This window comes from Butyricimonas paravirosa, assembly GCF_032878955.1.
GTDB lineage: Bacteria > Bacteroidota > Bacteroidia > Bacteroidales > Marinifilaceae > Butyricimonas > Butyricimonas paravirosa.
The window spans coordinates 2,919,046-2,930,731 of record NZ_CP043839.1; the positions used below are offsets into that span (position 1 = coordinate 2,919,046).

At 44.8% G+C, this 11,686-nt stretch carries 10 protein-coding genes; 3 read left to right on the forward strand and 7 right to left on the reverse strand.

Annotated elements, in window-relative coordinates; genetic code table 11:
* On the reverse strand, positions 1-876 hold the full coding sequence (gene deoC, locus F1644_RS12145) for a deoxyribose-phosphate aldolase (protein ID WP_118304653.1): 876 nt from the start codon (positions 874-876) through the stop codon (positions 1-3).
* 231 nt (positions 877-1,107) lie between these two features.
* On the opposite strand from deoC, the gene mutS reads away from it, so the two are divergent.
* Entirely contained in the window at positions 1,108-3,723 is a 2,616-nt protein-coding gene (gene mutS / locus F1644_RS12150) for a DNA mismatch repair protein MutS (RefSeq protein WP_118304654.1), read from the forward strand.
* A 302-nt stretch (positions 3,724-4,025) separates the two neighbouring features.
* On the opposite strand, the gene F1644_RS12155 is transcribed toward mutS, so the two are convergent.
* On the reverse strand, positions 4,026-4,823 hold the full coding sequence (locus tag F1644_RS12155; protein ID WP_118304655.1) for a peptidylprolyl isomerase: 798 nt from the start codon (positions 4,821-4,823) through the stop codon (positions 4,026-4,028).
* 115 nt (positions 4,824-4,938) lie between these two features.
* On the opposite strand from F1644_RS12155, the gene F1644_RS12160 reads away from it, so the two are divergent.
* A complete protein-coding gene (locus F1644_RS12160) occupies positions 4,939-5,364 on the forward strand; it encodes an SPOR domain-containing protein (RefSeq protein ID WP_118304656.1) in 426 nt (141 codons plus the stop codon).
* An 11-nt stretch (positions 5,365-5,375) separates the two neighbouring features.
* On the forward strand, positions 5,376-5,876 hold the full coding sequence (locus tag F1644_RS12165) for an SPOR domain-containing protein (RefSeq protein WP_118304657.1): 501 nt from the start codon (positions 5,376-5,378) through the stop codon (positions 5,874-5,876).
* On the opposite strand, the gene F1644_RS12170 is transcribed toward F1644_RS12165, so the two are convergent.
* The 5 genes from F1644_RS12170 to hemW all read right to left on the reverse strand — a co-directional run bounded on the left by F1644_RS12170 (position 5,873) and on the right by hemW (position 11,657).
* A complete protein-coding gene (locus F1644_RS12170; RefSeq protein WP_118304658.1) occupies positions 5,873-6,472 on the reverse strand; it encodes a PAP2 family protein in 600 nt (199 codons plus the stop codon). The two genes, F1644_RS12165 and F1644_RS12170, sit on opposite strands and share 4 nt — an antisense overlap.
* 21 nt (positions 6,473-6,493) lie before the next feature.
* Positions 6,494-7,453: a hypothetical protein gene (locus F1644_RS12175; protein ID WP_118304659.1), complete on the reverse strand. Its 960-nt coding sequence runs from the start codon at positions 7,451-7,453 to the stop codon at positions 6,494-6,496.
* 60 nt (positions 7,454-7,513) lie between these two features.
* Positions 7,514-9,004, reverse strand: coding sequence for an RNA polymerase factor sigma-54 (rpoN, locus tag F1644_RS12180; RefSeq protein WP_087419181.1), 1,491 nt, complete (start codon positions 9,002-9,004; stop codon positions 7,514-7,516).
* A 24-nt stretch (positions 9,005-9,028) separates the two neighbouring features.
* Positions 9,029-10,474, reverse strand: coding sequence for an asparagine--tRNA ligase (gene asnS / locus F1644_RS12185; RefSeq protein WP_168044058.1), 1,446 nt, complete (start codon positions 10,472-10,474; stop codon positions 9,029-9,031).
* Positions 10,475-10,535: 61 nt separating this feature from the next.
* A complete protein-coding gene (gene hemW, locus F1644_RS12190; RefSeq protein ID WP_118304661.1) occupies positions 10,536-11,657 on the reverse strand; it encodes a radical SAM family heme chaperone HemW in 1,122 nt (373 codons plus the stop codon).
* Between the last annotated feature and the right edge of the window lie 29 nt (positions 11,658-11,686).

The window sequence follows — 11,686 nt, forward strand, 5'->3', positions numbered from 1 at the left end:
TCAGCCATTAATTTTTACCGTTTTCATCTCTTTCAGAACATCTTCCAGTAATTGGGATGTTCCTATTCTGAAATAAGCAGGCGTAAGCCATTGCTCGCCTAAAATATGTTTCACAATCGTCAAATAACGAATTGCGTTCTGAATCTTCGTAATACCACCGGCCACCTTAATCCCGACCATCTTCCCGGTCTGTGCATGGAACTGACGCAAGGCTTCACAAATCACGTAAACCGTCTCCGGTGTAGCATTTACCGGAACCTTCCCGGTAGATGTTTTAATAAAATCAGCTCCCGCGTAAGCCCCGATCAATGAAGCATTGAACACGCTCTCGATAGTCTTCAGCTCGCCCGTTTCCAAGATCACCTTCAAAATAACCCCGGCACAAGCCTCACGAATAGCAACCAACTCTTTATACACCTTCTCGTAATTACGCTCCAAGACATCCCCCACGGAAATCACGACGTCTACCTCATCCGCTCCCGCCGCGATAGCAGCCTTGCATTCAGCCAACTTCACGTCCAAAAACGTCTGTGCAGCCGGGAAACAAGCTCCCACGACCGTCGTTTTAATCGGTGTTCCGGCTAGATTCTCCTTCACGAGAGAAGTAAACCGGGGAAACACACATACTGATGCCACATCCGGCAACGTGTTTTTCTTCAATTTCTTCAATAATTCAGAAACGAAAGTCATGATTGATTTCTCCGTATCCGTCACCTTCAGCGAAGTATAATCCATACATGAAACACACAATTCAAAATTCTCATTACAATAAGCCGGAGCAATTTCCTTCTCGATCACCCCATCCAGCTCAAATTCGATCCGATCCTCTAAATTTGAATACCCATAAATTGCCAATGCATCCAATATATTTTCCATATACACTATTTTATTAATCGGCTATCCCCTACCCGTCTCCATATTCAATACGAAAAAAATACACGACAGGTTATTCTTCTACACTCACTAAATTTCGTCATTCCCCTTTTTAGCCTAGGCAAAATTACACAATGTTTGCGAAGTTTTAAAGCAAATCTCGATCAAAATATTTACTTTTGGGAGGCGAAAACACGTAATTAAAATTTAATAACAGACAATAAATACAACATAATGGCAACAAAGTCAGAAGAACAGACGCCGCTTATGCAACAATATTATTCGGCAAAAGCTAAATACCCCGATGCGATTTTATTATATAGGATGGGTGACTTTTACGAAACCTTCGGCGAAGATGCCATCTTAACTTCTAAGATATTAGGGATCACGCTTACCAAACGTTCCCACGGCTCTCCCGGGGACGTGGAACTTGCCGGCTTCCCCCATCATGCCATCGACACGTATCTGCCCAAACTGGTGCGAGCCGGACAACGAGTTGCCATCTGTGAACAACTGGAAGACCCGAAAAAGACCAAGAAACTGGTAAAAAGAGGGGTTATCGAACTCGTCACCCCCGGTGTTTCCTATAACGAAAACACCATCGACAACAAAAACAACGTCTTTCTGGCTGCCGTGTATTTCACGAAAACCAAAGCCGGGCTATCCCTTTTAGACCTTTCCACGGGAGAATTCCTAACCACAGAAGGAAGTCCCGCCACCATGGATAAGATATTAAACAGTTTCCAACCCAAGGAAGTTCTATACCCTAAAGGCTCGGAAGCCCGGTTTAACGAACTCTTCGGGACAAAATACTACACTTACCCGATTGAAGAATGGTTCTTTGAAACAGGGTCCGCCGCAGATCGCCTCAAAAAGCATTTCGAAGTATCGTCATTAAAAGGATTCGGAATTGATAAAATGGACTGCGGCATTTCCGCCGCGGGAGCCGTTTTGTACTACCTCGACATGACAAAACACGAGCTTGTAGGACACATCACCTCGATCTCCCGTATCGACGAATCGACCTGTGTCCTACTGGATCGCTTCACGCTACGTAACCTTGAAATCTTGGATACCCTTCACGAGGGAGGACGCTCCTTGGCAGACATCATCGACCGCACCATCACCCCGATGGGCGCACGCGCTTTGCGTCGCTGGCTGTGTATGCCCTTGAAGAAACCGGCAGACATAAATGAACGCTTGGACATCGTGGAATGTTTCGTGCATCACGAAACGGAACGTTTGGAACTGGAACAAATTCTCCGCACCATTGGAGACCTAGAACGCCTTGCTTCCAAGATCGCCGTCGGCCGTATCTCTCCGAGAGAAATGGTTCAACTAAAAATTGCGTTACAAGCCATCAAACCGTTGAAAGAACAATGCTTATCTACCGGCAACGAAGTTCTTACCAAATGGACGCAACAACTGGATGATTGCGAGGCATTAAGCCAAAGAATAGACCACGAGATCAGGGAAGATGCCCCCTCGATGCTTAACAAAGGGAATGTCATCGCCCCCGGAGTTAACACTGAACTGGATGAATTACGGGAAATCTCTTCTCACGGGAAAGAACTTCTACTAAAGATGCAACAACGTGAAATAGAGAATACAGGAATACCTACATTGAAGATCAGCTTTAACAATGTTTTCGGCTACTACATCGAGGTGACCAAAACTCACGTGAACAAGGTTCCCGACACATGGATTCGTAAACAAACCCTTGTCAACGCGGAACGTTACATCACTCCCGAACTAAAAGAATACGAGGAAAAGATTCTCGGTGCCGAAGACCGGATTCAAGAATTGGAAAGCGATATATACAACACTTTACTGGCAGCAGCAGCCTCCTATATCAAACCGATACAGCTGGATGCCCGCGTCATCTCCTACATCGACACCTTGATCTCGTTTGCCAACATAGCAATCACAAATAATTACCATCGACCGGAGATCAACGAATCCTTCGTGATCGACATAAAAGGGGGACGTCACCCGGTCATTGAACGCCAATTACCTCCGGGAGAAAACTATATCGACAATGATCTCTATCTCGATAACGACAAGCAACAAATCATCATTATCACGGGGCCCAACATGGCGGGTAAATCAGCGCTTTTACGCCAAACCGCACTCATCGTGATCATGGCACAGGCCGGATGTTTTGTTCCCGCCATATCGGCAAAGATCGGGTATGTTGACAAGGTTTTCACCCGCGTGGGGGCATCCGACAACATCTCTTTGGGGGAATCCACCTTCATGGTCGAGATGAACGAGGCTGCCAACATCTTGAACAACATTTCCGACCGAAGCCTTGTACTATTCGATGAGCTTGGACGAGGAACCTCCACGTATGACGGTATTTCCATCGCTTGGGCCATTGTCGAGTTTTTACACGAAAATCCGAAAAGCAGAGCAAAGACCCTCTTCGCTACCCACTACCACGAACTGAACGAAATGGAACGCACCTACTCGAAAATCAAGAATTTCAACGTGTCGGTAAAAGAGGTGAACAACAAAGTCGTGTTCCTTCGAAAACTGATAAAAGGAGGTTCCAACCACTCGTTCGGTATACAGGTCGGTAAAATGGCAGGCTTGCCGCAATCTGTCATCAAGCGTTCATCAGAGATATTAAAACAACTCGAAAACGACCGTAATTCAAGTGGTGCGATACAAAAGAATGTCGCTAAAATAGGAAACGAAAGAGAAGGCATTCAACTCAGTTTCTTCCAACTAGAAGACCCCGTGTTATTACAAATTCGAGATGAAATAGCCGGACTGGACATCAACAGCCTGACCCCGCTTGAAGCCTTGAACAAACTGAATGAGATAAAAAAGATAACGGGAATATAACCTATAAAAAATTCCTTTTATTTAACTACCTCCCCTAACCCCTCCTTACACAGGAGGGGAAACCGCTTGGTAATCAACTGGGGTTGTCTCAAAAGTCATTTTTCAAACTCCCTCCCGACTTCGCCGTACTCCCTCTATAAACAGAGGGAGAGCTGAAATGCTCTCTATATTCGGAAATAGCCACCAGCTCCTCCTCTGTTTATAGAGGAGGTGGCACGAAGTGACGGAGGAGTTTTTGGAAATAAAATGACTTTTTGGATAGCCCCTTGGAGGGGGTAGCCCAAGCAAATTCAAACAATTATTTACCTTCTAATCTTTTCAATCACAACATCTTTCTCCGGCCTATCGAAAGAATTTGTTTTAACTGCGGCAATCTTATCCAGCACGTCCAGCCCTTCAATCACCTCCCCATATACGGTGTACTGCCCATCCAAATGGGGCGTCCCGCCAACCGTGGTATAAGCCTGTTTTTGCGCCTCCGTCAACACGAACTCTTCATTCACGAACAAACTATCACACTCCCGGGTCAATTTTTCCGATAACTCATCCAAAGCCTCCAAATCATTCGCCTCCTGCAAACGAGTAAATTCATCCTTATATTGATTCTTCAATCGCCCATATAACGCCATCTTACGCCTTTCATTGATACTCTTCACGGTAGCCCCCAACTGTTCCGGAGAATACACCTTTCCTTGAACAATATAAAACTGCGCCCCGCTAGACTTACGTTCCGGATTGGTATCATCCCCTTCTCGGGCAGCCGCAAGCACTCCTTTCTTGTGGAAATACTCCGGCACGAACTCCGCATCGATCCGATAATCCACGTCTCCCTCGCCCAACATCACGTCCGGCCCTGCATTCTTCGACGTCGGGTCACCGCCCTGTATCATAAAATGATTAATCACCCGGTGAAACAACAATCCATCATAAAACTTTTCATCCACCAACTTCAAAAAATTATCCCGATGCTTGGGTGTTTTATCATATAAACGAATCTTTATATCCCCGTACTCCGTGGTAATTTTCACGATAGGTTCTGTTTCATTCTTACACGAAGCGGCAAGAACCAAAATCAACAATACTCCGATAAATTTATTCATAATAACTCTTTTACTGGTTACAATTCGACACTTTCACCACAAAAATAGAAGAAAATACTTTACTAACAATAAATTTGTTTGTATCTTGGCATGATTAACCAAAACGTTGTCAAACATGAAAACGATTCTACTATTTACACTTGTCATCCTAGCGGTTGCAATCTCCGGATGTCAAGACAAAAAGAAGGTAAGAAACACGAATACGCAAAAAGAAGCGGTTAAAGTAGAGACCAAGGCTGTCCTTATAAAAGACACCATCCAAGTAACGGAAACAAAAACGGTAACCGAGACCACCGTGGTAAAAGAAGCCCCGGAATATCTCCTTGTCGGCGGCTGTTTCCGCATCAAAGATAATGCAGACCGCATGTACGACAAGCTACACAAGGAAGGTTACGCAAACGCCATAATCATGCCTTATAGCAGGGATCTTTACCTCGTGGCTTACGAAGGGTACAAGACCGAGAAAGAGGCTATCGCTGCCGTGAGAAAAATTCACAAAATCCCCGGTAAAGAAGAGACCTGGATTTATCAAATAAAATAAACGCAAGTAACATGAAACTCGTATTGTTCCTGTCATTCGTCCTGATATTGCCATTTATCGGCTGTCAACGGGATAAAATGAATTCCAAGAACCTGACTACCGTCAACGTGAAAAGAAACCTTCCGGTCTCTCTTTCGGGAAACACCGTCTCCCTTGATACCATCAGGCAAAAAAACTCGCAAGATAACAATAACACAACGATTGCATCAAACGTGAAGATTTCCCCATCCCGGCAGGAAACAGGAAAGCAACAAGGAACAGAACAAAACATCAAGAAAACAAATACAAGAAGTTATCATATCATCGTGGCCAGCCATCCCCGGGAAAATCTAGCAGAAAAAGACGTGACACAACTAAAAGCCAAAGGCTTCCAGAACGCACAAATCATTACCAAAGACCAGCGTTATCGTGTCAGTATCGCAAATTACACGGATAAACAAGAAGCCACGAAACAAAGGGATCTACTCGCTACCCAACTGGGACAAAGCGATATATGGATCATGCTTTATTAATACATGATAGCCACCACGGCTACGGCACCATAAATATACCCGACATACACTTGGGCAGGGGTATGTTGTTTTAGATACAAGCGGGCAGAGGCAACAAGGCCGGAAACCAGAATCAGCAAAGGCAACAAGTTAATCACATCACCCAAGTACTTCATTCCCAGAATAAAAACAAAGCCACACAAAGCCCCGATAGCTGTCATGTGCATACTGATCTTCCAGCGAATCGTCACGATCATAAAGCCGGAGAGCATGATTACCATAATCAGGTAAAACTGTCTCACGATATTAGAATACGGCAAATTACGGGAAAAATAAAACACGATAAAAGCCCCCACGATCGTCACCAGCACCGGGAACACCCGATCTTGTTTCTGCACCAGACGGTACCCCTCAATCAAACCCAACCACTTCAACAACGGCAAGCAAAGCAATGGAATTAACGTCACCCCCAGCAGGGTCAACAAATAAGACATATTCTGCGTGTATGCCGGAATATAAGTAAAAACGGTTCCTGTATTAAATGTGATAAACAACACGTACAAAGGCAACAACAAAGGATGAAACAGCATGGATACTGCAAAAGCAAGTACTTTCATATTCTTTTTGCTTAAAACGAATTACAATTTATCTCTATGACTTTTGGCAAATTCCAAACACCTATTTCTAGTCGCCGTCGCCTCCTCCGCCCATTTGTTAAACATCTTTGCCTTTCCCTCATCTCCGTCCTTAATGGCTTCACTAGCCTTATGCAAATATTCCTCCACTTTATCACTTGCATCTTCAGCTTTAAGCTCCCAATATTCCGCTTCATTTTCATTATAGCTCCCCGTAAAAGAAATACCGTCATCTCCATCAAAATCCATGTCTCCATCCAATTCGTCACTTGATTCCGGAAAATCAAGACAATCACCTGAAGCTTCACCACCTCCCCCACTCCCAGTTCCCGAGAATGCGGAATACCCTCTAAAAGCCAAAAAACCCAAACCCAAAACCCCTTTCAACACATCCCGATTCTCTTTTTTCTTTTCTATTTCCACCTGCCGTTTCACCTCAGGTTTGCTTTCCAAATCGGTAAATTCCTCGATCGCCTTATCTGTGAAAGTAACCAACTTTTCCGCATACGCAAATACTTCAAAAGGAATCTCTTTCTTTTCTACCACCTCATCAAAGTTAATATCCGTATTTATATACACCACGGGGCTTTTCTTTCCTTTATATCCGGCAATAAACTTATAATCTGGATCCCCTATTTTCTTATCAATTTCCAAAGAAGTCAACCATTTAAGTGCTGGACAATTCTTTTTAAACTCATCCGGCAATAAATAAACATCCGACAATGGATGCAAATCCCACGTGTGGGCAAGTACCAAAAGTTTCCCTGACCACCAACCGCCACTTTTCAGATACACGGAATAATAACGCCAGCCGCGCTTGAACTTCACGAGAAAATAAGGACTGTTTGATTGTTCCAACGACCAATAGTAAACGGAACCGTCTAATGTCCTCACTTGAAAGGGAGTTCTTTCTGGTACCGGTTTTTCATGACAATAGGTACGTAATAAAAATTTTGATTCCACGTTACACTTTTAAATTAACGATTTTCATCTCTTTTGCACAATGAGATACCTTCCTCCACACTAAACTTCCCTACGAAGTCGGGCCACCGGAATATCCAGCAACTGACGATACTTTGCAATCGTCCGGCGGGCAATCTGATAACCTTTTTTATTCATTAATTCCACCAACTCATCATCTGTGTAAGGTTTGCGTTTATCCTCGCCGTCCACGATTTCCTTCAACACATTCTTCAACTCGCCCGTGCTAACTTCCTCTCCACTACTTGTCGGCATACTTCCCGAAAAGAATTGTTTTAAAGAGTAGATCCCGAACCAAGTCTGTATATACTTAGAATTAGAAACCCTCGAAATAGTAGAAACATCCAATCCCGTAATATCAGCAATATCCCGAAGAATCATCGGTTTCAACTTGCTCTCGTCCCCCGTCTGGAAAAATGGCTTCTGGAACTGCACGATAGCCGTCATTGTCAACATCAGCGTGTTATTTCGCTGTTGCACGGCATCAATAAACGAACGGGCAGAACTCAGCTTATATTTCACGAAAGACACCACATCTTTCTTCTCTCGGGAATTCGAATTCTTCTGGTAATCCTCCAACATATTGACGTATGATTTGTTCAACCTCAACTCGGGAATATCCCCCGTGTTCAAGCTCAACTGTAACTCCCCGTCAACAATATCCAGGTTAAAATCAGGAATAATCTTCTCGGCTCCCGGAACCGAAGAATCGGAAATCTGTCCGCCCGGCTTGGGATTCAATTTCAAAATTTCGTCCACCGCCTCTTTCAACTCCTCATCCGAAATCCTCATCCGTTTGGAAATCTTCTCGTAATGTTTCTTCGAGAACTCCTCGAAATAACTCTCCAATATAATCCGGGCATTGATCAAAGCCGGCGTGGAAGTCTCCGCCAAACGTCGTTTCACCTGCAGCAACAGACACTCCCTCAAATCTCTCGCCCCCACTCCTGCCGGATCGAAACGCTGCACGACACGCAACAAAGATTCAATCTTCTCATCGTCCACCTCGATCCCCGCCCCAAAAGCGAGATCATCCACGATATTCTCCACGTCCCGACGCAGATAACCATCATCATCTATATTACCAATGATATACTCGCAGATCTTACGATCCATCTCTCCCAAGTGCTGCGTCCCCAACTGTTCCACCAGATTCTCCCGAAAAGAAATCCCCCCGGAAAGCACGAACTCCCGTGCATCATCATCCTTCGAGGCATTCGATGCTGTCAACTTATAGTCCGGAATATCATCCTCATCACTGATATAATCATCTAAAGAAAACTCATCCTCCGAAGATTCGTAATTATCTTCTTCCTGCGAATTCTCATCATAATCCACCTCATCCCCGTCCTCCTTAATATCAACCTCCGGCTCTGGTTTCTCCTCCCCCTCTTCCAAAAGCGGGTTTGACTCCAACTCCTCCTTAATCCTCTGTTCAAGTTGATAGGTAGGAAGCTCAAGCAGCTTGATCAGCTGTATCTGCAACGGATTGATTTTCAATCCTAATTTCTGTTGTAAATTTTGCTTGAGCATCCTTCTATTTATTTCAAATTATTCTTAAAACTCGGCATTCTTCGGTGTCCGCGGGAACGGGATCACGTCACGTATATTCCCCATTCCGGTCACGAACAACAACAAACGTTCAAACCCAAGTCCGAATCCGCTATGCTCCGCGGAACCGAACCTTCTCGTGTCCAGATACCAAGACATCGCGGAAACCGGAATCCCAACCTCCTGCATACGGGTCACCAGCTTGTTATAGTCTTCCTCACGCTGTGACCCCCCGATAATCTCGCCGATTTGCGGAAAAAGCACGTCCATCGCGGCAACCGTCTTTCCGTCCGGGTTCTGTTTCATGTAGAAAGCCTTGATTTCCTTCGGGTAACCCGTCAAAATCACCGGTTTCTTGAAATGTTTCTCTACCAAGTAACGCTCGTGCTCACTCTGTAAATCCACACCCCAACCTGTCACCGGATACTGGAACTTACCGTTCTTATTTTGCTTGCTGTTTTTCAAAATCTCGATAGCCTCCGTGTAAGTAACCCGTTCAAATTCATGGTTCAACACGAATTGCAACTTCTCGATCAACTCCATGGAACGTTCCTCGGCTTTCTTATCCTTCTCCTCTTCCTGCAAACGCTTGCTCAAGAACAACAAATCGTCCATGCAATGCTCCAAAGCATAACGGATCAGGTATTTCAAAAAATCCTCCGCCAAATCCATGTTATCTTCCAAATCATTGAAAGCAACTTCCGGCTCGATCATCCAGAATTCCGACAAATGGCGCGTGGTATTTGAATTCTCCGCCCGGAAGGTAGGCCCGAACGTGTAAATCTTACCCAGCGACATGGCACCCAGCTCACCTTCCAGCTGACCGCTCACCGTCAAGTTGGTTGATTTACCAAAAAAGTCCTGTCTGAAATCAACACTTCCGTCCTCCAACAAGGGTGGATTCTTCGGGTCAAGCGTCGTCACCCGGAACATCTCTCCCGCCCCCTCGCAATCCGAGGCCGTGATCAACGGGGTATGCAAATAATAGAAACCATGATCGTTAAAATATTGATGAATGGCAAAAGCCATCGCGTGACGAATACGGAAAACAGCCCCGAAAATATTCGTGCGGAATCTCAAATGAGCCACCTCACGCAAAAATTCCAAGCTATGCTTCTTCGGTTGAATCGGGAACTTTTCCGGATCAGCCTCTCCCATCACGATCACCTCGTTCGCTTGAATCTCGCGAGCCTGTCCGCTCCCGGCACTCTCCACGAGCAAACCTTTCACGTGAATAGCCGCCCCGGTCGTTACTTTCTTCATCACCTCCTCGGCCACCTTCTCCATATCAACCACCACCTGTATATTATTGATCGTAGAGCCGTCATTCAACGCGATAAAATTCACCTGTTTATTACCGCGTTTGGTTCTTACCCAACCTTTAACCTCAACCTCTTTACCGCAATCTCCTGATTGCAACAGTTCTTTGACTGACATTCTACTCGTTTTCATCTGAAAAACATTTAAATATTAAACTTACAACCGCAAAAATAGTATTTTTTCATGTAAAAAACTAGACCACGAATAAATCACTCAAAATCGCGTCTGAAATTACCCACCCGGTCTCGCTGATTTTCCACCTTCCACCTTCCTCCACCAAATCCCCGGAACGCTCGTATTTCCGGACTTGTTCCTGCACCTGTTCCCAAAACACGGTGTAATTTCCCTCCAATTTTTGTTTCTCCATGCCCCACATTGTCCGCAAACTCGTCATCACGTATTCATTATACAAATCAACAGGTTTTAATTCCTCTTTCTCAAATGAAAGCGTTCCTTCATTTAAATGATCTATATAAGTTTTCAAATTCGCCGTGTTCCATTGTCTGGAATGCAGGTCATAAGAATGAGCCGAGGGACCGAAACCGATGTATGGTTTCTGTTGCCAGTAAGACGTGTTGTGCCGGGAGTACTTCCCGTTCCGGGCAAAATTGGAAATTTCATAATGTTCAAAGCCCAACTCTTTCAACCGTTCACACACCCGCTGATAACGCCCGGCCATCACCTCTTCATCCTCCAACCGGAACTCACCTCGTTTCACCATGTGTTCAAATACCGTATTTGAATCAATACTTAATATATACACGGATAAATGAACTATTGGTAAACAACTTGCCTTCTCCACATCTCCCAACAACTCCTCCTCCGTCTGCCCCGGCAAACCAATAATTAGATCCATGCTTATATTATCAAATCCCATGCCAGCAGCAAGCGCGATTCCATCCATCGCCTGACGGGCCGAATGCGTCCGATTGATTCGTTTCAATTGTTCATCCGAAAAAGATTGCACCCCGATACTTAACCGGTTAAACCCCAAATCCTTTATTCCCTGCAATTTTTCCGGCACCAGATCTTCGGGATTCAACTCGATGGTTCGCTCCATCCCGGGGGCGAACGAATAATTCTCCTCCAACTTCCGAATAATTCGTTCCAGTTCCCCACGTTCCAAGTAAGAAGGAGTACCTCCCCCGAAATACAAAGTATTCATTTTCTGCTGTGGCAAATACCCCCTCCTTAAAACGATCTCCTGTTCGATAGCCCCCAGATATGCCTCCTTCAAGGTCAATGAAGCCACCGAATAAAACCCGCAATAAAAACATTTACTCCGGCAAAAAGGTACATGCACGTATATTCCCATGATCAAATTTTAATAGATACCCTGCAAAA

Bases quoted from the DNA above. Each gene is read 5' to 3' on its own strand.
- mutS (WP_118304654.1), top strand. From the start codon at position 1,108: ATGGCAACAAAGTCAGAAGAACAGACGCCGCTTATGCAACAATATTAT.
- deoC (WP_118304653.1), bottom strand. From the start codon at position 876: ATGGAAAATATATTGGATGCATTGGCAATTTATGGGTATTCAAATTTA.
- rpoN (WP_087419181.1), bottom strand. From the start codon at position 9,004: ATGCTCAAGCAAAATTTACAACAGAAATTAGGATTGAAAATCAATCCG.
- asnS (WP_168044058.1), bottom strand. From the start codon at position 10,474: ATGAAAACGAGTAGAATGTCAGTCAAAGAACTGTTGCAATCAGGAGAT.
- F1644_RS12165 (WP_118304657.1), top strand. From the start codon at position 5,376: ATGAAACTCGTATTGTTCCTGTCATTCGTCCTGATATTGCCATTTATC.
- F1644_RS12155 (WP_118304655.1), bottom strand. From the start codon at position 4,823: ATGAATAAATTTATCGGAGTATTGTTGATTTTGGTTCTTGCCGCTTCG.
- hemW (WP_118304661.1), bottom strand. From the start codon at position 11,657: ATGGGAATATACGTGCATGTACCTTTTTGCCGGAGTAAATGTTTTTAT.
- F1644_RS12170 (WP_118304658.1), bottom strand. From the start codon at position 6,472: ATGAAAGTACTTGCTTTTGCAGTATCCATGCTGTTTCATCCTTTGTTG.
- F1644_RS12160 (WP_118304656.1), top strand. From the start codon at position 4,939: ATGAAAACGATTCTACTATTTACACTTGTCATCCTAGCGGTTGCAATC.